Annotated in this window: 17 protein-coding genes and 1 pseudogene; 9 read left to right on the top strand and 9 right to left on the bottom strand. The window is 69.7% G+C overall.

Translation table 11 applies throughout. The annotated features are described in order from the left end of the window. The first annotated feature begins 238 nt into the window (after nt 1-238). Nucleotides 239-775 carry a hypothetical protein gene (locus OG819_RS01630; protein ID WP_256258578.1) on the top strand — a complete coding sequence of 179 codons (537 nt, stop codon included), beginning with the start codon at nt 239-241 and terminating at the stop codon, nt 773-775. Beyond that, a complete protein-coding gene (locus OG819_RS01625) occupies nt 760-3,399 on the top strand; it encodes a SpoIIE family protein phosphatase (protein WP_266647669.1) in 2,640 nt (879 codons plus the stop codon). Before OG819_RS01630 ends, OG819_RS01625 begins: the two co-directional genes overlap by 16 nt. 476 nt (nt 3,400-3,875) lie before the next feature. Here the strand turns inward: OG819_RS01625 and OG819_RS01620 are convergent, their stop codons facing one another. Beyond that, a complete protein-coding gene (locus OG819_RS01620; protein ID WP_266647667.1) occupies nt 3,876-5,744 on the bottom strand; it encodes a SpoIIE family protein phosphatase in 1,869 nt (622 codons plus the stop codon). Between the two features lie 228 nt (nt 5,745-5,972). Here OG819_RS01620 and OG819_RS01615 point away from each other — a divergent pair, with 228 nt between their 5' ends. From OG819_RS01615 to OG819_RS01595, 5 genes and pseudogenes are all read left to right on the top strand, one after another. Beyond that, nucleotides 5,973-10,097, top strand: a complete 4,125-nt coding sequence (locus tag OG819_RS01615) for a HAMP domain-containing protein (RefSeq protein ID WP_266652536.1) — start codon at nt 5,973-5,975, stop codon at nt 10,095-10,097. Continuing rightward, nucleotides 10,094-10,810, top strand: coding sequence for a two-component system response regulator (locus tag OG819_RS01610; protein WP_168496675.1), 717 nt, complete (start codon nt 10,094-10,096; stop codon nt 10,808-10,810). Before OG819_RS01615 ends, OG819_RS01610 begins: the two co-directional genes overlap by 4 nt. Nucleotides 10,811-10,886: 76 nt before the next feature. Next, nucleotides 10,887-11,141: a hypothetical protein gene (locus OG819_RS01605; RefSeq protein WP_266647665.1), complete on the top strand. Its 255-nt coding sequence runs from the start codon at nt 10,887-10,889 to the stop codon at nt 11,139-11,141. After that, a complete protein-coding gene (locus OG819_RS01600) occupies nt 11,089-11,574 on the top strand; it encodes a hypothetical protein (RefSeq protein ID WP_266647663.1) in 486 nt (161 codons plus the stop codon). The genes OG819_RS01605 and OG819_RS01600 overlap by 53 nt, the downstream gene beginning before the upstream one ends. 68 nt (nt 11,575-11,642) lie before the next feature. Then, a pseudogene (locus tag OG819_RS01595) lies at nt 11,643-11,852 on the top strand (peptide-methionine (R)-S-oxide reductase); the annotation flags it as partial. A gap of 1,159 nt (nt 11,853-13,011) precedes the next feature. Here the strand turns inward: OG819_RS01595 and OG819_RS01590 are convergent. Next, complete coding sequence (locus tag OG819_RS01590; protein WP_266629912.1) at nt 13,012-13,611, bottom strand: HD domain-containing protein; 600 nt, start codon at nt 13,609-13,611, stop codon at nt 13,012-13,014. 179 nt (nt 13,612-13,790) lie between these two features. Between OG819_RS01590 and OG819_RS01585 the strand changes: the two genes are divergently transcribed. Continuing rightward, a complete protein-coding gene (locus tag OG819_RS01585) occupies nt 13,791-14,357 on the top strand; it encodes a cysteine hydrolase family protein (protein ID WP_266647662.1) in 567 nt (188 codons plus the stop codon). Nucleotides 14,358-14,421: 64 nt separating this feature from the next. Here OG819_RS01585 and OG819_RS01580 read toward each other — a convergent pair whose 3' ends face one another. The 5 genes from OG819_RS01580 to OG819_RS01560 form a co-directional block, all read right to left on the bottom strand. Then, complete coding sequence (locus tag OG819_RS01580) at nt 14,422-15,024, bottom strand: ATP/GTP-binding protein (RefSeq protein WP_266586790.1); 603 nt, start codon at nt 15,022-15,024, stop codon at nt 14,422-14,424. Further along, the gene (locus OG819_RS01575) at nt 15,011-15,367 is read right to left on the bottom strand and encodes a DUF742 domain-containing protein (protein ID WP_266647660.1); all 357 of its coding nucleotides are present in this window, start codon (nt 15,365-15,367) and stop codon (nt 15,011-15,013) included. The genes OG819_RS01580 and OG819_RS01575 overlap by 14 nt, the downstream gene beginning before the upstream one ends. Nucleotide 15,368: 1 nt before the next feature. Next, nucleotides 15,369-15,800, bottom strand: a complete 432-nt coding sequence (locus tag OG819_RS01570) for a roadblock/LC7 domain-containing protein (RefSeq protein ID WP_054236774.1) — start codon at nt 15,798-15,800, stop codon at nt 15,369-15,371. 11 nt (nt 15,801-15,811) lie between these two features. Continuing rightward, the gene (locus OG819_RS01565) at nt 15,812-18,226 is read right to left on the bottom strand and encodes a nitrate- and nitrite sensing domain-containing protein (RefSeq protein ID WP_266647658.1); all 2,415 of its coding nucleotides are present in this window, start codon (nt 18,224-18,226) and stop codon (nt 15,812-15,814) included. Between the two features lie 163 nt (nt 18,227-18,389). Continuing rightward, nucleotides 18,390-19,409 (bottom strand): substrate-binding domain-containing protein, encoded by a 1,020-nt coding sequence (locus tag OG819_RS01560; RefSeq protein WP_266647656.1) that lies wholly within the window; start codon nt 19,407-19,409, stop codon nt 18,390-18,392. Nucleotides 19,410-19,721: 312 nt separating this feature from the next. On the opposite strand from OG819_RS01560, the gene OG819_RS01555 reads away from it, so the two are divergent. Then, complete coding sequence (locus tag OG819_RS01555; protein WP_266647654.1) at nt 19,722-20,186, top strand: cupin domain-containing protein; 465 nt, start codon at nt 19,722-19,724, stop codon at nt 20,184-20,186. Between the two features lie 16 nt (nt 20,187-20,202). On the opposite strand, the gene OG819_RS01550 is transcribed toward OG819_RS01555, so the two are convergent. Together OG819_RS01550 and OG819_RS01545 are read right to left on the bottom strand one after the other, a co-directional pair. After that, nucleotides 20,203-22,593, bottom strand: a complete 2,391-nt coding sequence (locus OG819_RS01550; protein WP_266647653.1) for a SpoIIE family protein phosphatase — start codon at nt 22,591-22,593, stop codon at nt 20,203-20,205. A 163-nt stretch (nt 22,594-22,756) separates the two neighbouring features. Continuing rightward, complete coding sequence (locus OG819_RS01545) at nt 22,757-23,698, bottom strand: AraC family transcriptional regulator (protein ID WP_266647652.1); 942 nt, start codon at nt 23,696-23,698, stop codon at nt 22,757-22,759. Between the last annotated feature and the right edge of the window lie 26 nt (nt 23,699-23,724).

Genomic DNA, 23,724 nt, shown 5'->3' with positions numbered 1-23,724 from the left:
GCGTTGCGGTTCTCGTGTCTTGTCGACAACGGCCACTTGCTCTTTCAGGCGCCCGGGGCCCGTAGGTGTCCAGACCTTTCGGTCGAGGCACGTACGCGGAGTGGCGGTCGCGCGCCGAGAAAGGCGCCGTACTCCGCGCTCGTCAGCCGCCTCCGGACGGTGCACTGTGGAAGATGTGGGTTTGCGGCAGCGCTTTGTTGGTCTGAGGCAGCCGTGGCAATCGGGCCATGCGCTGCTCGTGATCCCGGTTGTGCTCATCGTGGTGATCACGGTGGTGGACATCCTGGTCCCGGCCGACGTACATCTCGGTCCGCTGCTGGTCATCGCGTCGGCGATCACCGCCTCGTTCGCCGGGCCCCTGCTGACCGGGGTGATCGGAGCCCTGGCCGTGGCGGCCCAGGCGTTCATCGGGTGGCACTTCGGCGTGCTGTTCTCCCGGAACGTGATGGTGCATGTCCTTGCCCTCGCGGTGCTCTCCTCACTGATCGTGTTCTTCTGCGTGGTCCGCACGCAGCACAGGCGCCAGCCGGCCCAGGTGCGGTCGGTCGCCGAGGCCGCTCAGCACGTGCCGCTGTGGCCGCTGCCGGACCGGCCCGGCCCACTTCAGGTGGCCTGCCTGTACCTGGTGGACAAGGACGAGGCCCAGATCGGCGGCGACCTGTACCCCGCACCCCCGCTGGGGATCGGCTTGGGCCCTGCCGACCACACCCTCGACCTGTCTTCCTTCGAAGCCGGGGACACCGCGAGCGAGCTGCGGAGTTGGAATCGGATGTGAAGCTCTTCGGTGGTCCCGCAGAGTCCGCCGCGCCGCTTGCGCCTGGCTCGGCCGCCGGTAAGAAGGGGCTGAAAACCGACGCCCTGGGGCTGTTCTCCTCTGTAGTCATCGGACTGGCTTCCGCCGCCCCGGCGTACAGCCTGGCGGCCACACTCGGCCTCATTGTGGCGGGGGTCGGGCTGCAGGCCCCGATCATCACGATGCTGGCCTTCATCCCCATGCTGCTGATCGCCTACGCCTACAAGGAGCTCAACACGAGCGACGCCGACTGCGGGACGGCCTTCACCTGGGCTACCCGCGCCTTCGGTCCGCGCACGGGCTGGATGGGCGGCTGGGGCATCATCGTCGCCGACGTCATCGTCATGGCGAACCTCGCAGAGATCGCCGGCATCTACGGCTTCCGGCTCCTGGGCTTCGACTCACTCGCGGACAGCAGGATGTGGACCACCGTCGCGGGCGTCATCTGGATCATCGTGACGACCGCGGTCTGCTACGTCGGCATCGAGGTCTCGGCCACCGTTCAGCGCTGGCTGCTGTGCACCGAGGTGGCGATGCTGGTCCTGTTTGCCGTCACGGCCCTGGTCAGGGTCTACGTCAGCCCGCCTCCGACCGCGATCCACGTCTCCGCTTCCTGGTTCAACCCCCTCCACGTAGACTCGGCCAGAGCACTGACCGCAGGCGTCCTCGCCGCCGTCTTCATCTACTGGGGCTGGGACACCGCTGTCACCGTCAACGAGGAGACCGCCGACAGTACGCGCACCCCCGGACGTGCGGCGGTCATCTCCACCGTGCTACTGCTGATCGTCTACGGCCTGGTCTCCACCTCGGCGCAAGCGTTCGCCGGAGTCGGCACCGAGGGCATCGGGCTGGGCAACACGAACAACTCCGGGGATGTGCTCTCGGGCCTGGGCAACGCCGTCTTCGGCAGCCAGGGCCCGGGCTGGGTCTTCAGCAAGCTGCTGATCTTCATGGTGCTGACCTCCGCGGTCGCCTCCACCCAGACCACGATCCTGCCCCTGGCCCGGACCGTCTTCTCCATGGCCGCGCACAAGGCCATCCCCTCCCGCCTCGCCCGGGTCCACCGCAGATTCCTCACCCCGACCTGGTCGACGGTCGGCGTGGGCCTGGTCTCCATCGGCTTCCTCATCCTGCTGACGACGATCAGCCGCAACGTCCTGGCCGACTCCATCGAATCGGTCGGCCTCGCGATCGCGTTCTACTACGGCCTCACCGGTTTCGCCTGCGTCTGGTACTACCGCAAGGTGCTCACCCGCAGTTCCCGGGACTTCCTGTTCAAGGGCCTGCTGCCGGGTCTGGGCGGGCTGTTGATGTTCTACTTCTTCTACTACGCCGCCTTCGTCGTCTATGCCGACCCCGACTACGGCGCCACCTCCATCGACCTGCCCTTCATCGGACGGACGGGCGGAGTGACCGTCGTGGGGCTCGGAGCCCTGCTGCTCGGCGTCGTGCTGATGGGGGTCAGTACGCGTGGTTACGCCGCTTCCCTCAGGCTCCAACGAAGCCTGCTGCCCCGTAGCCTGCCGCCGCAGACGGCTGTCGAGCCGACGAGCCGCTATGTGCCCGCCGACAGCCGGTCCGGGGTCGGCGGTGACTGGTTCGATCTCATTCCGTTGTCGGGTTCCCGTGTCGGCCTGGTCGTCGGCGAGGTGCTCGGCCACGGATTGCACGCTGCCGTCACCATGGGACGTCTCCGTACGAGCGTCCGCGTCCTCGCCCGGCTGGACTTTCCTCCGGACGAGCTCCTCGCGCACCTGGACGACGTGGTCGGGCAGAACGCCAAGGAACAAGCGAGTGTGCACGGCGGGGACAGCACCGGCTCCGAGGGCGCCGAGGCCCTCGGGGTGACCTGCCTGTACGTGGTGTACAACCCGGTGTCCGGGCTGTGCAGCATGGCGCGTGCGGGCCACTTGCCACCCGCCGTCGTGAGCCCGGACAACGGCGCCGTCACCTATCCGGAACTCCCGCCGGGCCCACCCCTGGGGCTGGGTGGCCCGCCCTTCCAGAGCGCAGAACTCCAGCTACCCGCGGGCAGCCTCATCGCCCTCTTCACCGACGGCCTTGTCCAAGCCCCCGACAACGACACCGACGTGGGGCTCGGCCTGCTCGCCGGCATTCTCGCCCAGCACCGGCTTCCCCTGGAGGAGCTCTGCGACCGTGCGGTGGCGACGTTGCTGCCCGGGCCCGTGGGCGATGACGCCGCCCTGCTCCTCGTACGCACGCAGATGCTCGATGAGCACCGGACGGCGGTGTGGGAGCTGGACGCCGACCCGGCAACGGTCCGCGACGCCCGTACGGCGACCACGGGCCAACTGGTCGAGTGGGGACTCGAAGACCTGTCGTTCACCACCGAACTGATCGTCAGCGAGCTGGTCACCAATGCCATCCGTCACGCAGCCGGACGGATCCATGTCCGGCTCATCCGCGACCAGAGCCTCATCTGCGAGGTCTCCGACACCGGGCACACCTCACCCCACCTTCGCCACGCCGCCAACGATGACGAGGGCGGCCGCGGCCTTTTCATCGTCGCCCAGATCACCGAGCAGTGGGGAACACGCTACACGCCCTCCGGCAAGACCATCTGGGCAGAGCAGGCCCTGTCGTGAACGTTTGTTCAGCTGTTCAGCAAACGGGGACCCAGCCAGTCGGAGCGGTCCTTCACGCCCGGCAGGGCGAAGAAGTAGCCGCCGCCGGGGGAGCGTGCATCAACGGGCCCAGCAGGCCGAGGAGTTTCTTGGTGTCGTTGATGTTGGCCTCGGTGGTGGCCAGCTAGGTTCCGCTGCCGTAGTCGGCGGCGCCGGTGAGTTCCTGGTGCAGGGTGTTTTCGAGGATCTCGTGGGTGCGCAGCGGGAGGTCGTTCGGGTCGAAGTCCTGGTGGCAGAAGTCCTCTTCGGCGCGGCGACGTCGTCAACCAGCTGCTGGGCATGCGAGGCAAGCGAGGCGGCGTCCGTCCGTTGATCTTCGCGTCGAAGTCGCCGAACGTGAAACGGTGTGCACTCCTCGGGGAACCCCCATCTGTCCGAGCGGGACAGGGTCGGCGTCCGGCCTTGGCCGCGTGTCCGGCAGCGGTCCGGTGTCGGCCTCATCCCCGGCGCCGCACCCGAGCGGCCCCCGGCATCGGTGCGGGCATCGGGAGCGCCTCGAGCACCAGCACCGCGAGGTCGTCGTCGACCGGCCCAGTGTCGAAGTCGTGCGCCACCTGTCGTACGCGTTCCGCGACGGCCTTGGCGCCCAGCCCCACGCAGCCCCGCAGCAGCTCGGACAGGCCGTCGTCATCGTCCAACTGCCGGTTCCCGTTGCGGCGTTCGGTCACGCCGTCGGTCACGCAGAGCAGCGTCTCGCCCGGCACGAGGTCGAAGGAGCTGGCGTGGAACCGGATGTCCTCGCCGACTCCGAGCAGCATCTGCGGGTCCGCTACGGGCGCCACCGAGCCGTCGACGGACAGCCGCAGCGGCAGGGGGTGCCCGGCGCTGGCGAGCGTACAGTGCGCGCCGCCCGCGACCGGGTCGGGCTCCAGCTCCCCGTAGAGCAGGCTCAGGAAGCGGGGCCGGGCCTGCTCGCCGCTGAGCGCCACGGCCTCAGCGCTCTCCTCCGCCATCGCGGCGTTCAGCCTGCCGAGCACCGATGCGACGCCGTGGCCCTCGCGTGCCAGCAGCCGCACCTGGTGCCGGGCCAGTCCGGTGACGGACATCGCCTCCGGGTCGTGGCCGCACACGTCGCCGAGCAGGAAGCCCCAGCGGCCGTCTCCCATCGGGAACAGGTCGTAGAAGTCGCCGCCGACGCTCTGGCCCTGGCCGTGCGGCTCGTAGACGATCGCCGTGTCGACGCCCGGGATGCTGGCGAGGGAGGCGGGCAGCTGCCTGCGCTGGAGCGCCCGGCTGATGTTGGTCTGCCGGGTGTACCGGCGGGCCGTGACCACCGCCTGGGCGACACGCCGCGCCACGTCCTCCGCGAGCCGCACGACACCGTCGGTCATCTGCAGCAGTCCCGCCCGGCCGAGCAGCAGCACGCCGTGGCAGCGGTTACCCGTGACCAGGGGGAAGGCGATCGCGGAGCCGCCCGCGCCGCCCGTGTCCGGGCCCTTTGGCCAGGGCCAGGGGATACCGGTCGTGCCGAGCCTGGCGGGCGGCGGGTCCTTCTCCAGCACGAGGCGTAGCGCCTCGATGCGCCGTTCGTCCGCGTGCCAGACGCAGGAGAGCCGCATCCCGCCGTTCTCAGTGGACAGCCACACGCCGCACCAGTCGGCGAGCCTGGGCACCAGCAGCTGCCCGGCCAGAGCGGCGACCATGTCCTGGTCGAGCTGGCCGGCGAGGAGCTCGCTGACCTCGGCGAGGAATGACGGCCCTCCGCGGTCGACCCACTCGGCGGTGCCGTCGCGGCGGTCGTGCGGCGGGGCGGTCGCGAGGATCTCTTCGACGTACGGCCCGCGGTGGGATGCCCCGTCGAAGGGGTCGCCGGCCGTCTCGGGCTCCTCGGCCGTGGTCTCCAGCCGGAACCACACGGTCTTCTGGGCGCGCCGGTACGTCACGCCCCACGATTCGGCCCGTGCGCCGACGACCTGGAGTCCACGGCCGTACCGCTCGCGCCATGCGTCCTTCCCGCCGCGCACCACGCGGGAGGGGTGGCGGTCCGCCACCTCGATGACGACCCCGACAGACTCGTCCACGTCGAGGGGGGACGAGGCGGGCGGGCCGTGCCCCGCCTCTAGGCGGCAGACGACCTCGATCGTGGTACCGGCGTGCACGACGGCGTTGGTGACGAGCTCGCTGACCAGCAGCACGGCGTCATCGACGAGCCGGCCGGTGATCTTCGGTGAGGCGGGAATCGCCGGGTCGGTCCATTCCGCGAGCACGGCGCGCACGAACGTGCGTGCCGCGGAGGCCGCGGAGCCGTCGGCGGGCAGGGTCGTCCGCGAGACGAACTCACGCGGATGAGAGGGCAACGACCCCACGGGCGACTCCATGACGTTTCCAGTGACGATAAACTCCAGCTATATGGCGTATTTTACGACAAAGCGCCCATGCGCTCCGATTACTGAGAGTGGGCTGCCATGACACTTGACTCGGCCCCGCCTCCCGCTTCCCCCGCCCCACACTCCCCGGAATCCGCCGACCGGCCGGGCTCCGCCCCGGACGGGCAGTGGGTGCGCACCGCCGAGCTGTGGCCGTTGCTCGGGGCGATGAATTCGTTGTGTGACGGCGATTTCACCGTACGTGTGGAGGGTGTGCATGAAGGCGTCCTGGCCGAGATGGCGGGGGTGCTCAACCAGATCGGCGCGCGGAACGCGCATCTGGCTGCGGAGCTCCAGCGGGTGCGACGCGAGGTCGTGCGGCAGGGCAGACTGGACGAGCGGATCGCAGCGAGCCCCGGGCAGGGGGCATGGGCGACCAGCGTGGACGCGACGAACCAGCTCTTGGAGGCGTTGGTGGCTCCGGTCGCGAACGCGACGCGGGTGCTGGACGCGGTCGCGGCCGGTGATCTGACGCAGCGGGTGGATCTGCGCGACGGCAACCGCCAACTCCGCGGTGACCTGCGGCGCCTGGGGCGCGTGGTGAACCGGATGGTCGACCAGCTGTCCCTGTTCACGGGCGAGGTGACCCGGGTCGCACGTGAGGTCGGGACCGAGGGGCGGCTCGGCGGACGGGCCAAGGTGCAGGGCCTGTCGGGCGACTGGCGTTACGTCACTGAGGCCGTCAATACCATGGCCGCGCGGTTGACGGCACAGGTGCGCGACATCGCGGTAGTGACGACGGCGGTGGCGCGCGGCGACCTGACCCAGCAGGTGACGGTCGAGGCGACCGGCGAGCTGCTGGAGCTGAAGCTCACCGTGAACACGATGGTGGACCAGCTTCGGGCGTTTGCGGACGAGGTCACGCGCGTCGCCCGCGAGGTCGGCACGGAAGGGCAACTGGGCGGACGTGCTCAGGTGCCTGGCGTCTCCGGGGTGTGGAAGGACCTCACCGACAACGTCAACTTCATGGCCTCGAACCTCACCTCGCAGGTCCGCAACATCGCCCAGGTGACCACCGCCGTCGCCAACGGCGATCTCAGCCAGAAGATCACCGTGGACGCAATGGGCGAGATCCTGCAGCTCAAGAGCACCGTGAACACCATGGTCGACCAGCTGTTGGCGTTTGCGGACGAGGTCACGCGCGTCGCCCGCGAGGTTGGCACCGAGGGACGGCTTGGCGGACGCGCGCAGGTCCGCGGCGTCTCCGGGGTGTGGAAGGACCTCACCGACAACGTCAACTTCATGGCTGACAACCTGACCTCCCAGGTCCGCAACATTGCCCAGGTCGCCACCGCCGTCGCACAGGGCGACCTCGGCAAGACGATCACGGTGGAGGCGAAGGGCGAGATCCTGGAGTTGAAATCGACGATCAACACGATGGTCGACCAGCTCTCGGCGTTCGCGGACGAGGTCACCCGCGTCGCCCGCGAGGTCGGCACCGAGGGGAACCTGGGCGGCCAGGCTCAGGTCCGCGGCGTCTCCGGGGTGTGGAAGGACCTCACCGACAACGTCAACTTCATGGCGCTGAACCTCACCTCGCAGGTCCGCAACATCGCCCAGGTGACCACGGCCGTTGCGAACGGCGACCTGTCGAAGAAGATCGATGTCGACGCCCGCGGCGAGATCCTGGAACTGAAGGACACCGTCAACACGATGGTCCAGCAACTGCGGGCGTTCGCGGACGAGGTCACGCGCGTGGCCCGCGAGGTTGGCACCGAGGGGCGGCTTGGCGGACGCGCGCAGGTCCGCGGCGTCTCCGGGGTGTGGAAGGACCTCACCGACAACGTCAACTTCATGGCCGACAACCTGACGTCGCAGGTGCGCAACATCGCCCAGGTCGCCACCTCCGTCGCGCAGGGCGATCTGTCGAAGAAGATCGACGTCGACGCGCGCGGCGAGATCCTGGAGCTGAAGACCACCATCAACACGATGGTCGACACGCTCTCCTCGTTCTCCTCCGAGGTCACCCGTGTCGCCCGCGAGGTCGGCAGCGAGGGGCAACTGGGCGGCCAGGCCCGCGTCGAGGGCGTCTACGGAACGTGGAAGCGGCTGACCACCAGCGTCAACGAACTCGCCTCGAACCTCACCACCCAGGTCCGCGCGATCGCCGAGGTCGCCAGCGCCGTCACCCAGGGAGACATGTCCCGCGCCATCTCGGTCGAGGCACAGGGCGAGGTCGCCGAGCTGAAGAACAACGTCAACCTCATGGTGGCCAACCTCCGCGAGACCACCCGCGCCAAGGACTGGCTGGAGTCCAACCTCGCCCGCATCGCCGGCCTCATGCAGGGCCACCGCGATCTCGTCGAGGTCGCCGACCTGATCCTGCGCGAGCTGACGCCCCTGGTGAACGCGCAGTTCGGGGCGTTCTTCCTGACCGAGGCGGCCGCCAGGCCGGGCGAGGGGCTTCAGTTCATCGCCGGCTACGGCACCGACGCGGCCAGCGGGAGCGGCCCGCTGCTCGACTCCGGGACGCCGGGCCGCGGGCTGATCACCCAGGCCGCCCTGGAGAAGAAGCGCATCCTCATCGCCGACGTCCCCGCGGACTACATCACCATCAACTCCGGGCTCGGCGCCTCACTCCCGGCAAACGTCGTCATCCTGCCGATCGTCTTCGAGGACCAGGTACTCGGAGTGATCGAGCTGGCCTCGTTCAGTAGATTCAGCGACGTACACCTCGCCTTCATCGACCAGTTCGTCACCACCATCGGCGTCTCCATCAACACCATCATCGCCAACTCCCGTACCGAGTCCCTGCTCTCGGAGTCCCAACGCCTCACCACCGAGCTGCGCAAGCGCTCGGATGAGCTCCAGCGGTCCAATGCCGCGCTGGAGGAGAAGGCCGCCCTGCTCGCCACCTCCTCGCAGTACAAGTCCGAGTTCCTGGCCAACATGTCGCACGAGCTGCGCACCCCGCTCAACTCGCTCCTGATCCTGGCGCAGCTGCTCGCCGACAACCCGGACGGCAGACTGTCCGACCAGGAGGTGCAGTTCGCGGCCACCATCCACCGTGCAGGCTCCGACCTGCTCCAGCTGATCAACGACATCCTCGACCTGTCGAAGATCGAGGCGGGCCGGATGGATGTGCGCCCGAAGGCCTTGCCGCTGGTCAAGCTGCTGGAATACGTGCAGGCCACGTTCCGCCCGCTGACCCTCGACAAAGGCCTGACCTTCGAGGTCACGGTCGGCGAGAACGTGCCGAGTGAGCTGCTCTCGGACGAGCAGCGCCTGCAGCAGATCCTGCGCAACCTGCTGTCCAACGCCGTGAAGTTCACCTCGTCCGGCGGCGTGGAACTGCGCGTCGAGCGCGTGCCGGGAACGAAGTTCGAGGACCGGGCCCTGCGGAACGCCGAGACCGTCATCGCGTTCTCGGTCAAGGACACCGGCATCGGCATCCCGCCCGAGAAGCTATCGGTGATCTTCGACGCGTTCCAACAGACCGACGGGACTACCAGCCGCAAGTACGGGGGCACCGGGCTCGGGCTGTCCATCAGCCGCGAGATCGCTGGGCTGCTCGGCGGCCGGATCGTCGCCGAGAGCGAACTGGGCGTCGGATCCCGCTTCACCCTCTACGTTCCGTCGCGCCACCCCGGCGTCCCCCCCGAGCCCGACCCGGTGGCGCCGCGGAACACGGGCTCCACCACCCCTGCTGCGCTCCTCGGAGAGGCCGGACCGTCGCCGTCCGCTGCCGACTACGCGCCGAGCGGCGTCTTCGGCAGCGCGGACAGTCTGATCGGCAGGGGAACTCCGGAGGCCGCCGACGGCCGAGACGACACCTGGCCGGAGACGACACGGCTCAAGGAGTGGTTGAGCGGGCGCCCCGGCCGCGTGCTGGCAGGGCGCCGCATCCTCATCGTCGACGACGACATCCGGAACGTCTTCGCGCTCACACATGTGCTGGGCCGCGTCGGCATCACCGTGAAGTACGCCGAGAACGGCCGCGAAGGCATCGAGGTCCTCGACCGGTCTCCCGACATGTCGCTGGTCCTGATGGACATCATGATGCCGGAAATGGACGGATGTGAGGCGATACGGGCCATCCGGCACACGCCCCGCCTCGCCGAACTGCCGATCATCGCGCTCACCGCCAAGGCCATGCCGGGCGACCGCGAGAAGGCGATCGACAGCGGCGCCTCCGACTACGTCCCCAAGCCCGTCGACGTGGACCGCTTGCTGACGGTCATCTGCGACCTGCTCGACCCGCAGGACGCCCTCCCGGCACCGGAGCCAACAACCGCGGAGGAACCACACACCGTCGAGAGAGACGAAAAAATCCCGCCGAGGCAGAAGCCATGAGCCTGACCCCGCCCGAGAAGGCCAACATCCTGATCGTCGACGACATGGAGGAGAACCTCGTAGCGCTGGAGGCCGTACTCGGCTCACTCGACCAGCAGCTGGTACGCGCCCACTCAGGAGAGGAGGCCCTCAAGGCGATGCTGCGCCAGGATTTCGCGGTCGTGCTGCTCGATGTCTTGATGCCCGGCATGGATGGCTTCGAGACCGCCGCCAGCATCAAGCGCCTGGACCAGACCAAGGACGTTCCCATCATCTTGCTGACCGGGACCGACGCCGACACGGACTACATCTACCGGGGATACGCGATCGGCGCCGCCGACTTCCTGACCAAACCCTTCGACCCGTGGCTGCTGCGCACCAAGGTCAACGTCTTCCTGGACCTGCACCGCAAGAACCGTCAGCTTGCCGCACAAGCGGAGCAGCTGCGGCGGCTGCTGGTCGGCGAGAGGACGCCAGCGGAATCGACGGGACCAGCGGAATCCCCAGAACCCGTGGAATCCACGGGAGATGCCCTGGACAAGCCGCGAGGAGGGATCACTGGCACCGGTGCGGCGGCGGACAGCGGCGAGCGGCTGGCGGAGATCACCGAGCGGCTCGCCCAGATCGAGCTGCAACTGCGCGACGCCGAAGGAACCGAGTCAGCCGAGCTCGCCAACCGCATCGCCGACCTGGAACGTGCCGTCAGCACCCTGCGGGTGAGCCGGGACACCTAACCTGCGTATGCGCGTACCTGCCGGGGCCTCGCCGCCGATCACGGTCCCGCCCCGGCCGTCGGCCGCCGCAGGCACGATGGCAGAGAGCGATGCCCTGGAGGAGCAGTTCGCCGGAGTGGACGCGCTGATTGCTCAGGCCGAGGCGGAGGCCCTGCAGTTGCCGGAAAAGCCGGCTGCAACGGCTGAGGAGGTGACGGAGCAGGAGCGCCGCGAGGTCGAGTCGGCCATCGGGCTCATCTATGGCGAGGACCGGCGGGGTGTCCGCCCGGGCATGCCGCGTGAGCACACGGGTTCCCGTCTACGGCACCGGCATGCTCATCGCCCTCGCTGACCGCAAAGCCAAGGCAGTGAGCCCGCACGAGGGGCTGCGGGCGGCCCCGCACCGGGCGGTGGTGCTCGGTCCGGTGCTGGCCCAGGTCTGGCGACCACGCCCTGCTCTGGTACACGTGCTTGCCGGCGTACTCAAAGGCTGCGCGGTTTCGCAGGCCCGCTCCTCGCAGCCGCCGATGCGGGAGACGAGGCCCGGCAGACCGGAGTGCATCGCCTGCGCGACGGGCCCTGACCTGGACGACTGGCGGCGCATCGGCACAGCGCTGGGGCAGGCGGCGCTGCTCTCGAAGGAACGGCCGGACGCAGTGGACGCCTGGGTGGCACTGGCTGCGGTCCGGCACAGCAGTGCAGTGATCTTCACCAGAGACCCGGACGACATCAATGCCTACCTCGCGGTGCTGAACCCGACGGACGTGCACGTCGTGACAGTCTGAGCCCGTGGGACGCGAGGTGCTGTTGTTACGGGACGGATCGTGTGGGGCTGTTGGGGTGCATGAGGCGCGGCTGGCCGTCCTTCTACGACCCGAAGGACTCCGACGCGGTCGAACTGATCGCGGACCGCTCGCACGGGATGGTCCGCACGGAGGTGCGGTGCGCTCGCTGCGGATCGCACCTCGGCCATGTGTTCGAGGGTGAGGGCTACCCGACCCCGACCGACCAGCGGTACTGCATCAACAGCATCTCGCTGCGGCTGGCTACCGACGAGGGCTGAGAGTTCGGCTTTCCGGGATCGGCCGGCCCGGCGCCCTCGGTGATTCCGAGGGCGCCGATCTCATGGCACAGGCCCCCCTGCGCCCTTACCCTCGAGGTCTTGTGTCCTTCCCGCAGGAGGGTTCATGCCACCTCACAGATCGCGCCGCCTTGCCGGGTTGGGGATCCTCAGGCTCTGGTTCCATGTGATGCCGGCACTCGCCGGGGAGAAGCGCCTGCCTGGATTTCTGGAGGGCGGGGAAACGCTGTGGGTGGTCGGCGGGAAGTGCTGCTGCGGAACGATGAGCAGTGAAGCACCGTTTCGACCCTGCGGGCACTCGAGGAACGACTGGGAGCAGATCAGCGAACGCGACCCGGACACCAGGGTCAAATGCTTCACCCGGGGCTGTTCCACGGTGGTGATGATCGAAAGCTATTCGACCCATCGACATTCCGCCGACTCGATCAGGTGTCGGCGCCACGGGGGGAGTGATGTGCTGTGAGTCAAATCAGTTCGCTGGGATTCACCGATGCCGACCTCACGCCACGGTTGAAATTCGTCAATATTCTGCCGTCGCTCGTCTTCATGGTCACCGTGGGTTCCCTTTGGCTCAGCGGAGCCCCGGAAAATCCGCCCGACTTTTCCGTCCTGATGAAAAGGGCGGGACATTACGGATGGCCCGGAGCGGTCCTGATCACGGCAGGTTCTCTCATCGTCGGCCTGTTGTTGCAGCCCCTGGAGCTGGCTTCCATCAGATTCCTGGAGGGTTACTGGAGGCCGTCCGGTCCCCTTGGCCGCCTGGGGGAATTCGGGCGGTGGGTCCAGGAGCGTCGCAAGACGCGCCTGACGTGGCTGCGTGATCACTTGAGTGACGGCCCGCACGCGGAGTTCGCCAAACATGTGCCCGGAGAACTGGCCCTGCTCCCGGACAAGCAGGAGGTCCTGCCCACAGCGCTGGGCAACCGTCTTCGTGCCGCCGAGGAGCGGGCGGGGCGGCCCTACTCGCTCGACGCGATCCTCACCTGGCCGCGACTGTACGCGCAGGGGGACGGGGGAGAGATTCCCGCCCGGTGTGACGGCGCGGTGTCCGGGAGGGGAAGGCGCACCAGCGGCTGGGCGACACGGCCGCGGCCCCCTTGTTGGGGCCCCAGGTGTGGTGGGGACCCCTTCGTCGGCGCGCTCAGAGGGGGCGCTGTACGGGGTACGACGCCTGGAAGGCCAGCCGCCGGTCGGCGCCCTCGCCGATGGATGCCAGCAGGTCGTCGAGGGCGAGAAACTCCTCCCAGGCCGTCCGACCGCTCGCCTCGGTCAGCCGCACGACGACCAGGTCCTCCAGTTCCGGGACGCGCTTGTTCTTCCAGATCTTGTCGGCCACGCTCACCAGCAGATCCTCGAACCCGACGTCAGGACCGGTCCACGTCGCGTGGGTCCCGGCGAAGCGGGCCAGTTCGGCGCTGATGCCCTGGGCGAGCAGCAGTTCGCGTCCGGCCTCTTCGTGCGCGGAGCCGGGGCCGGACAGTTCGGCGGGGTGCACCGCCTTTCCCACGTCGTGCGTGGCCGCCCCGAAGAGCACGGCGTCCCGGTCGAAGCGCGGTGCCGAGTGCCGTCGCGCCGTCCAGTCGACGAGTCGGTGGGCGACATCGTGCACGGCGCGCAGGTGGGCGGCGAGGCGTGGCGGGGCGTCGAGGTCGCGCAGGAGCCGAGCCACCTGATCCGGCAGCGGGCGCAAGGGCGGTTCCCCGGGGTCGGTCAGGGCCCGCAGCAGGAGATCGACGGTCACGGCGTCAGCGTACTGAGGGGCGTGTCGGCCTCTGCGGCTCTTTGTCCTTTATGGACAGGGCAGTTGGCGCTTCGGCCGTCGGAGGGGGGAGAGTGGGTGTGCGCTCGGAACGCATCCGCCATGGGGAGCCGGGCGCAACGGAAGAGGCGGACGAGACGGATGAGACACCGGAGGACCTTATGACGACTCTGCCCGATCGGCCGAACACCGCGCTGCTCGTCATCGACGTGCAGAACGGTGTGGTGGCCGGCGCGCACCGGCGCGACGAGGTGGTCGCCAACATCAACACCCTGGTCGGCAAGGCTCGCGCGCATGACGTGCCGGTGGTCTGGGTGCAGCACTCGGACGACCGGCTCGAGCGGGACAGCGAGAGCTGGCAGTACGTGCCGGAACTGGTCCGCCGCGACGCGGAACCCGTCGTCCACAAGAACTACGGCGACTCGTTCGAGGACACCGACCTCGAGGCGCTGCTCGCCGAGCGCGGGGTGGGCCGGCTCGTCGTCACGGGCGCCCAGACCGACGCGTGCATCCGCGCCACCCTGCACGGGGGCTTGGTACGCGGGTACGACGTGACGTTGGTCGGTGACGCACACACGACGGAGGATCTCAGCGCGTACGGCGCGCCGCCGCCGGAGCAGGTGATCGCGCACACCAACCTCTACTGGAAGTGGTCGAGCGCACCCGGGCGCCGCGGGGGCACCGTCGACACGGCGGACGTGTCCTACGCGGCGGTCGTCGAGGACTGAGCCGCCCCGACCGGCGGCCCCTGGCGGGTCACAGGGGCACCGGCGAACAGGCCTTTCCCCTACGTCAGTTGTGGCTGGACGAAGCGATCAACTCGTCGATCAGAGTCATCAGTACGTCCCGGCACGAGCCGCGCTCCCGGGCGTCGCAGAGCAGCACGGGAGTCCGTTTCGGCAGGGCCAGGGCGTCGCGGATCTCCTCGGGGGTGTACGGGTGCTGCCCGTGAAAGCCGTTGACGCCGACGACGAAGGGGATGGCGCGCCGCTCGAAGAAGTCGATGGCGGCGAAGCTGGACTCCGGCCTGCGGACGTCGATGAGGACCACGGCTCCCAGGGCGCCGATGGCGAGGTCGTTCCACATGAACCAGAAGCGCTGCTGGCCCGGGGTGCCGAAGAGGTACAGGACCAGTTCGGGACTGAGGGTGATCCGCCCGAAGTCCAGGGCCACGGTGGTGGCCCGCTTCTCCTCGATGCCGTCGAGGTCGTCGACGTTCAGACCGGCGGAGGTGAGGGGTTCTTCGGTGCGCAGCGGGACGATCTCGCTGACCGCCCCGACCATGGTCGTCTTGCCGACGCCGAACCCTCCGGCGATCAGGATCTTGACCGCGTCGGGAGCGGAGGGTGTGGCGGGTGCCGAAGTTCCGCGCACGGCGGGGTCAGAGCCGGCCAAGGCCGTCCCTCACTTTCTGCAGCAGGTCCAGGTCCGGGGTACGGGAGAGGAGACGAGGCGCTCGGACGGTGATGCGGCCCGTCTCCAGCAGATCGCAGAGCAGGATCACGACCACGCTCACCGGCAGGTCGAGTTCGGCGGCGAGTTCCGCCACCACGATCGGCTTGGCGCACAGCCGCAGGATCCGGGAGTGCTCGGGTTGCGGCCGGGTGGCGCCCTCGGGCGGCGGATCCACCGCGGTCACCGACGTGATGAGGGTGAAGTCGGCGCGGCTGGGCCGGGTGCGGCCTCCGGTCAGCGTGAACGGCCGTACCAGCCGGCCGGCCGCGTCGCCTTCGCTCACCTCACTCGCCGTTGTCGGCCGCGGCGGCGACGCCCGCGCGAGGTGCGGCCCTGAGGTGCTCGCCGATCTTCTTCACCAGCATGTTCATCTGGTACGCCACGACGCCGACGTCCGCGCCCTGGTTGGTGAGCACGGCGAGATGGGCGCCGGGGCCCGCGGCGGTGAGGATCAGATAGCTGTCGCGCATCTCGATCAGCGCCTGGCGCACCGGGCCGCCGCGGAAGTCCATGCTGACGCCCTTGCTGAGGCTCATCAGGCCGGACGCGGTCGCCGCCAGCCGCTCGGCGTCGTCGCGGACGAACGCCGTGGACTTGCTGACGACCAGTCCGTCCTCGGAGAGCACGACGGCGTGGTTCACATCGGCGACCCGTTCCACCAGTCCGGTGAGCAGCTGGTCGAGCTGGCTGTGTGTGGCGGTGCTGGGGCGTGTCATTTCTCTGTCCTTCACGAGCGGTCGGCGGGCGGAGTCCACGAGCGGTCTGCGGGCTGGGTCGGGGCCTGGTCGTCCCCGTGGTCGTACGACGGTTCCTCGCCCCCGTCGCCGTACGGCATCTCCTCGTCGTCACGGGCCCGGAGCGTCCCGCGCTGGAAGCCGGCGAGGGAGGAGGCGGCGCGCTCCGCGGTGAAGTCGTCGGCGTCGGCGGCGTCCTTGTCGTCGGCCTCGGAAGGCGCGGCCTCCTCCCGCAGCTCCGTGGCCAGGCTGGTCTGCGGCACTCGGCGCGGCAGCGGAACGAGTCCGTCGCAGCGGGCGGCACCGGGCGCGGGACGGGGCGCGGCGGAGTCGGCCGTGCGGGCCCGGGCGGCGGGGTGCGCCTCCTCCGTACGTTCATGGGTCTGCCGCTCCGCGGCCGCGGCCTCGTCGGAGCCCCTCGCGGCCACGACCGCGGCCGGTACCGCGGCGTCCCTGTCCGTGGCGGGGGAGTCGGGGCTCTCGCGGACCACGATGTCGTGCGGGATCAGCACGATCGCGGTGGTGCCGCCGTACGGCGAGGAGCGCAGGGTGACGGCGATGCCGTGCCGGGTGGCGAGCCGGGCGATCACGAACATGCCGAGCCGCAGGTCGTCGGCGAGCGCAACCACGTCGAACTGCGGGGCCACCGCCAACTGGGCGTTGAACGCGGCGTAGTCCTCCTCGGCCAGGCCGAGGCCCCGGTCCTCGATCTCGACGGCCAGGCCCTTGGCCACCATCGCGGCCCGCACCCCGACCGGGCTGGGCGCGGGGGAGTAGGCGGTCGCGTTGTCGATGAGCTCGGCCAGCAGATGGATGACGTCGGCCACCGCGGGCGGGCTCAGGTACACCTCGTCGTCGGTGTGCACCTCCACCCGCTGGTACTGGGCGACCTCACCGACGGCACTGTGCAGGATGTCGATCAGCGCGACCGGTTCGGTCCAGCTGCGCCGGGGCTGCTCGCCGCTGATGATGACGAGGTTCTCCTCGTAGCGGCGGAGCTGGCTCGCGGTGGAGTCGAGTTCGTACAGGCCCTTGAGGATCCCCGGGTCCTGGTGCTCGCGTTCCAGCGCGTCGAGCTTGCTGAGCTGCAGGTTGACCAGGTTCTGGCTCTGCCGGGCGATGCCCAGGATCACCTTCTGGAAGCCGCGTCTGGTGTCGGCGAGTTCCACCGCGGTGTGCACCGCCGTGCGCTGCGCGGTGTTGAACGCCTTGGCCACCTGCCCGAGTTCGTCCTCGCCGTAGTCCAGCGGAGGGGTGGCGGATTCCACGTCGACCTTCTCGCCCCGGTTCAGCCGGGCGACCACGTCGGGCAGCCGCTCCTCGGCCAGGCTGAGCGTGGCCATCCTGAGACCGCGCAGCCGCCGGGAGAGGGAGCGGGTGATGCGCCAGGACATCACGACGCACACCAGCAGGGCGACGAGTCCGCCGGCGCTCAGCGCGGCCGCCTTGATCAGCAGGCCGTGCGCCTTGTCGGCGCTGCGGTCGAGGAGTTGCGTGGTCTGCTGCTGGATCAGGTCCGTGTACTGGGCGGAGATTCTGGCGAACGCGGCGTTCCAGCGGGCCTGCGCGTGGGGCAGTTCGACCGTCCTGGCCACCTGGCCGTGCGCCGTCCGGGCCGCGATGACCTGGTCCTCGACGGTCTCCAGGGTCTTCCAGTCCTGGCCCTGGAGGACCCGTTCGACCTGGTCCTTCACCGTGCCGTGCAGCGAGTTGAGGACCTGGTTCTGGACGACCCAGCGGCGTACGTCGACCCGCTGGGCGAACTCCTGCCACGACTGCTGGTCGAGCTTGCCCGAGGGCCAGGCGAGGCCGAGCTGGGCGTCCTCCTGCGCGACCAGCTCCGCCGCGTTCCCCAGTGTGATCAGCGGCCCTGCCTGCGAAGTGAGGTCGCCGTCGTCGACCTGGGAGAGTTCCTGGAAGGCGTGGATCTGGTCGCCGATGATCGAGGTGTACTGGTCCAGGGCCTGCTGGGCGGTGATGTCGGTGGGGTGGTCCACCTGGCCCCGGTAGTACTCGAGGCTGCCCACCGAGGCGATGACCGAGTACATCCGGTCCCCGATCCGGGCGGGCGCGTTCCTGAAGTCCTCGGACCGGCGCACCAGCTTCGCGACCTCGGTGTCCGTGCGCATGCGCTGCTGGTCCAGGGCGGCCCGGGAACCGTGCGGCGAGGCCAGCCAGGCGGCCGACAGACTGCGTTCCCGCTGCAGCGCGAGCGTCGCCTCGGTGCCCATGGCGCCGGTCGACCGGCTCAGCCCCGTCTGTTCGCGCAGGCGCAGCCCCTCCGAGAAGATCTGCGTCGTCGTCACACCCCACATGGCGGCGAGAGTGACGCTGGGGACCAGCGCCAGCAGGATCAGGGAGAGACGTATGGAGCCGAGACGGCGCCGGGCACCGGTCCGTGGAGACATCGTCGTCCTAGAGCGATCAGCGAAGAGAGGAAGGGTTCTGACGAGGGCAAGAGGGGTGGTCCTGCCGAAGCACATGGGGTGCGCAGGATGCTATCCGTACAAGTGATCGTACGCACCGTGAGGGACGGAAAACCTTGGTGCCGCCTGTGCGGGCGGCGGCAGATCAGCGGGTCCCGTTCGCCGCGAACTTCGCGACCGAGGAGACGTTCTCCTTGGTGACGAACGCGGGTCCGGTGAGCACGGGAGCGGTCCCGCCGCCGCTGAAGTTGCCGTTGGAGTGGTAGAGCCAGAGCGAGTCCACGGCCAGATAGCCCTGGAGGTAGGGCTGCTGATCCACCGCGAACTGCACGTCCCCGCTCTGCACGGACTTCACCAGCCCGTTGTTGAGGTCGAAGCTGGCGACCTGGGCCTTGCTGCCCGCGGCCTTCACCGACTTCACCGCGGCGAGCGCGAACTGTGCGCCCAGCGTGACGACTTCGTCGACGCTCGGGTCCGCGCGCAGTTTGGCCGTGACGGCGGCGCCCACCGCGTCCATGTCGGTGCCGTTCACATAGAGCAGGTCGGTCTCGCCGCCGAACGTCTTCTTCACCCCGGCGCAGCGGGCCTCCAGCGCGATGTTGCCCTGTTCGTGGATGACACAGAGGGCGTGCTTGGCCTTGAGCTCGTCCAGTTTGTCGCCGGTGGCCCGGCCCGCGACGCTCTCGTCCTGGCCGAAGTACTCCAGCAGGCCCTCGGACTTCCAGGCGTCGATCCCGGAGTTGAGGCCGACCACGGGTATCCCCGCCGCCTTGGCCGCGCTGACCGCGCTCTGCATCGCCTCCGGCTTGGCCAGCGTCAGCGCGATGCCGTCCACCCGGTCGCGGATCGCGTCCCGTACCAGGCTCGCCTGGGCGGCGGCCTCGGAGTCGCTCGCGTACGTCAGGTCGATGTTGTCCTTGGCGGCCGCCGCCTGTGCGCCCTTGCGCACCAGTTCCCAGAACGCGTCTCCGCGGGCGCCGTGGGTGATCAGGGCGACCTTGATCCGGCCGGTGCCCGCCTTCCCCGCCGAGCCGTCGCTCGTTTCGTTCGATCCGCCGGAGGCGGAGCAGCCGGCCGCGAGCAGACAGCCCGCGGCGAGGATGGCGACGAGGGCGGCGCGGTGCGGGGATCCGGGGAAGTGGTGAGAAGTGGGGGACATGTTCATGGGTGCGGCACCTTGCTGTGCGGCCCAGCGGCGGGACGGGGAGGGTGAGAGCGGTGCGACGTCGGGACGTTGTGCACCGACTGTCGTACTTTCGTTGGGCCGGAGCCAACCGTGTGTCACACTCGGCCGTCAAGTGAGCGGGCATATGCCGGAGATGGCCTGCGGCGGTGCGTCGTCGTCGCATCGTCACTAGTTGGAGACGTGACGGGCGAGTTGGGCGGTATCGCACCTTCCGCATGGGGCGCGGATGTTCAATGATGGGGCGCGGACCCGCCGTTGGCGGGGTGTTGCGTTCACATGGGGGAGGACGAGATGACGCGTGAGGTTTCCGCTGCCCGTGCCATGCTGCGTACGGGAGTGACGGGCGCCGTAGTTGTCGGCCTGTCGGCCATGTCGCTGGTCGCCGGGACCGCGTACGCTACTCCTCCCGGCGCCGGTGTCACCGCGAAGCTGCTGTATCAGACCACCGTGGGGAACACGGACTACACCCTCCGCGAGATCACCGTCCCATCCGGCCAGAGCACCGGCTGGCACTACCACGACGGGCCCTTGTACGGCTTCGTGAAGCAGGGCACCCTGAGCCACTTCGACGCGGGCTGTGAGCCGGACGGCACCTACCCGGCCGGCCGTACGATCACCGAGCCCCCGGGCCCCGGTCATGTGCACATCGGCCGCAACGAGGGCTCGGTCCCCGTCGTCCTGGACGTGCTGTACGTCCTGCCCCACGGCTCGCCGTTCTCGGAGGACGCGCCCAACCCCGGCTGCGACTTCCAGTAGCGACCGCGAGGCCGCGTCACTCGAACGGCAGCGCCTGTTCGGCCCAGATCGTCTTTCCGGCGCTGGTGGTGCGGCTGCCCCAGCGGTCGGTGAGCTGGGCGACGAGGAGCAGCCCGCGGCCGCCCTCGTCGAAGGTGTGGGCCCGGCGCAGATGGGGAGAGGTGCTGCTGGCGTCGGAGACCTCGCAGATGAGGGCGCGGTCGCGGATGAGCCGGAGCTGGATGGGGGCGCCGCCGTAGCGGATGGCGTTGGTGACCAGTTCGCTGACGACGAGTTCGGTGACGAACGCGACCTCGTCGAGCCCCCAGCGGGTCAGCTGCTCGGTGGCGTACTGCCGGGCGGAGGCGACCTCCGCCGGATCGGCGGGCAGGTCCCACACCGCCACCTCGTCGCTGTCCAGAGTGCGGGTGCGGGCCAGCAGCAGGGCCACGTCGTCGGTGGGGTGCTGCGGGAGCAGCACCTGGAGCACGTTGTCGCAGGCGTCGTCCAGATTTCCGGCGGGGACCGTCAGCGCGCTGCACAGCACGGCCGTACCCGCGTCCGCGTCGAGGTGGCGGGCCGCGAAGAGACCGTCGGTGTAGAGGGCGAGGACGGAGCCTTCCGGCAGGTGCAGCTCGGTGGCCTCGAAGGGGAGGCCGCCCACGCCGAGCATCGGTCCCGCGCTCACCTCGACGACCTTCACGGTGCCGTCCGGGAACAGCACCGCGGGCGGCGGGTGCCCCGCGGCGGCGATCGCGCAGTGCCCGGACACCGGGTCGTACACCGCGTACAGACAGGTGGCGCCGATCTCCGCGCCCGTCGGGCTCTCGTCGTCCGCCAGATGTCCGACCAGGTCGTCGAGGTGGGTGAGCAGCTCGTCCGGGGGCAGGTCGACGTCGGCCAGAGTCCATACCGCCGTACGGAGCCGGCCCATGGTGACCGAGGCATGGATGCCGTGCCCGACGACATCGCCGACGACGAGCGCCACCCGCGTCCCGGACAGCGGGATCACATCGAACCAGTCGCCGCCGACGCCCGCCCGCGACAGCGCCGGAAGGTAGCGGGAGGCGAACTCGACCGCCGCCTGACCGGCCATGGCCTGGGGCAGCAGACTGCGCTGCAGGGCCAGCGCGGTCGTACGCTCCTTGCCGTACCGGCGGGCGTTGTCCACGCAGACGGCCGTGCGGCTGGCGAGCTCCTGGGCCAGCGACACGTCGTCGTGGTCGAATGCGTCCGGGCGCTCGGCGGTGAGCAGCCGTACGAAGACCGCCACCCCCATGGTCGTACCGCGCGCCACCAGCGGTACTGCCATCATGGAGAGGTTCTGGCGGCGCGGCTGGTATGGCGTGGCGGCCCGGGTGCCGTGCCGGGCGAGCCACCCGTCGACGTCCGGGTCACCGGTCCTGGTGAGCACCGCGTGCCCGGTGACCAGAGCGCGGATCGGCGGGGAGGAGGACGGGTAGACCTCCGCCGCGCCCAGATCGATCACCGTCCCCGGCGCGTCGGCGGCACGGGAGCGGTGCGCGACCCGGCGCAGCTCCACATCGGCGTCCACCGGGCCGCCGACTGGCTCCTCGCCCGCGACCACCGCGTCCAGCAGGTCCACGCTCACGAAGTCGGCCAGCTCGGGTACGGCCAGCTGGGCCAGCTCGCGGGCGGTGTGGATCACGTCCAGCGTCGTACCGATGTCGGCGGCGGCCTTGCTCAGCAGGGCGAGCCGCCGCCGGGCCCGGTACTGCTCGGTGTTCTCGAAGCCGGCCAGCGAGACGCCGAGCAGCTGCCCGGAGGGGGACCGCAGCGGCCACATCTCGATGTTCCACGCGTTCATGCGCAGTCCGGAGGGGGCCCGGGTCCAGCTCTCGTAGTGGACGGGGCGGCCGGTCTCGACGACCTTGCGCAGATGGTTGAAGAAGCCGCGGCTGTGTTCCGCGTTCTCGACGGTGTCCGGGAAGTAGCGGTGCAGGACCTCGGCCTCCTGGACGCCCATGACCCGGCAGGCGGTGTCGTTCATCCGCAGGTAGCGCTGTTCGGTGTCGAACACCGACATCGACACCGACGCCTGTTTGAACGCCAGCTCTCCCAGGCCGCGGCCCTGCTCGTCCGGCGCCGCGGTGATCACGTATCCGCTCGGCTCCCCGTGCTCGTCCTGGAGCGGGCACGCCCGCAGGGCCAGCTCGGTCCGCCGGCCGTCCCCGTGCCGTACGGCGACCACGCCGTTGCCGCCGCTCGTCAGCAGCGCCCGCCAGGCCTCGCCCGGGTCCCCGTCCAGCAGCTCCGACACCGGGCGGCCGGTGATCTCCGCCGCGGCGTACCCGGTCAGCAGACGCGCGCCCTCACTCCAGCCGGTGACGATTCCGTGCGCGTCGACCACCACCATGGCGTCACCGGCCGTGGTCGCCCGCCCCGTATCGCCCGGGATTTTCACCATATGTACAAGGATGGTGTGATCCGGCAGTCCCATCAACCCGGGAGTGGGCCGGAACAGGGCCGGGCAAGGGTCGCTCGCGTCCCCACCGGCCCGTGGGCAACGGACCGCGGCGGCCGGGGACCGGGGGCGCGGCCCCGGCCCAGGGGTGCCGAGAGCAACGGCGTCACGGTCGCCGCCCCCCGGAGCGCATCTCCCGCGGACTCACCCCGTACCGCTGCCGAAACGCCGTACTCAGCGCGCTCGCCGAGGAGAATCCCGAGGTGAAGGCGAGGTCGGTGATGGTCAGGTGCTCGCAGTCGGTGCACTGGAGGCGCTCACGGACCAGCCGCAGCCGCTCCTCGCGGATGAGGTCGCGCGGGGTGGTGCCGGCGCGCTGCAGGGCCAGCTGGATCTGGCGCAGGGACCAGCCGAGGGCGTGCGCCATGGACGTACCGGTGAGGCCGGGGTCGGCGGCGTGTTCACGGACGTAGCGGCGAACCATCGTCTCCACGTCGGTGAGTTGGCCCGCCCCGTCGGGGCGGTCGTCGCCGAGGACGAGCATGCACAGCAGCTCGACGACGCGGTCGGAGACGGCGTTGAAGTGGGGGTCGGTGAGGTGGTCGCGCTCCGCGTGCAGGTCGTTGATCATGGAGCTCACCACCCGGCCGAGGCCCCTGCTCAGGTCGAGCCCGGTGGCCAGCGGGGACTTGCGGTTCAGCGGGCCGTCCACCTCGCAGGCGGGGATGGTGAGGACGAACGCGTGCGTCGAGGCGTCCTGGAGACACTCGAAGGGCGCCCCGAAGCTGACGAGGGTGCCGGTGCCCGGTGTCAGCCGGGCCTCCTGGCCGTCCTGCCGCAGCACCATCTCCCCGCTGAGCGGCAGCAGTAATCGGTAGTCCTCGTCGGGGTCCTGGCGGACCTGGTGGGCGGTCCTGCTGTACGTGATCTCGTCCGACCAGAACTTGACGAGCTGATACCGCTCGGTGCGCTGGCGGACCGTCGCGCCACGGAAGTCGTCGGTGCGCGCGTACCGGTAGCCCATGGTGGACTGGTAGGACCCGACGTGCTCGCTCCAGAAGTCGGCCCGCTCGCGCGGATCCACCTCCGCGGTCGTCTGTGATTCCACGATGTAGCTTTCCGCGGGCAACGGCA

The sequence above is a fragment of the Streptomyces sp. NBC_01549 genome (genome assembly GCF_026339955.1).
Taxonomy (GTDB): Bacteria; Actinomycetota; Actinomycetes; order Streptomycetales; family Streptomycetaceae; genus Streptomyces.
The sequence above is the reverse complement of the archived record's forward strand: the minus strand, read 5'-3'. Positions and strand labels throughout refer to the sequence as shown.

What these genes read in the sequence shown, in the direction of transcription:
- OG819_RS01615 (WP_266652536.1), top strand. Translation starts at nt 5,973, where the DNA reads ATGAATTCGTTGTGTGACGGCGATTTCACCGTACGTGTGGAGGGTGTG.
- OG819_RS01610 (WP_168496675.1), top strand. Translation starts at nt 10,094, where the DNA reads ATGAGCCTGACCCCGCCCGAGAAGGCCAACATCCTGATCGTCGACGAC.
- OG819_RS01605 (WP_266647665.1), top strand. Translation starts at nt 10,887, where the DNA reads ATGGCAGAGAGCGATGCCCTGGAGGAGCAGTTCGCCGGAGTGGACGCG.
- OG819_RS01585 (WP_266647662.1), top strand. Translation starts at nt 13,791, where the DNA reads ATGACGACTCTGCCCGATCGGCCGAACACCGCGCTGCTCGTCATCGAC.
- OG819_RS01570 (WP_054236774.1), bottom strand. Translation starts at nt 15,800, where the DNA reads ATGACACGCCCCAGCACCGCCACACACAGCCAGCTCGACCAGCTGCTC.
- OG819_RS01565 (WP_266647658.1), bottom strand. Translation starts at nt 18,226, where the DNA reads ATGTCTCCACGGACCGGTGCCCGGCGCCGTCTCGGCTCCATACGTCTC.
- OG819_RS01560 (WP_266647656.1), bottom strand. Translation starts at nt 19,409, where the DNA reads ATGAACATGTCCCCCACTTCTCACCACTTCCCCGGATCCCCGCACCGC.
- OG819_RS01555 (WP_266647654.1), top strand. Translation starts at nt 19,722, where the DNA reads ATGACGCGTGAGGTTTCCGCTGCCCGTGCCATGCTGCGTACGGGAGTG.
- OG819_RS01550 (WP_266647653.1), bottom strand. Translation starts at nt 22,593, where the DNA reads ATGGTGAAAATCCCGGGCGATACGGGGCGGGCGACCACGGCCGGTGAC.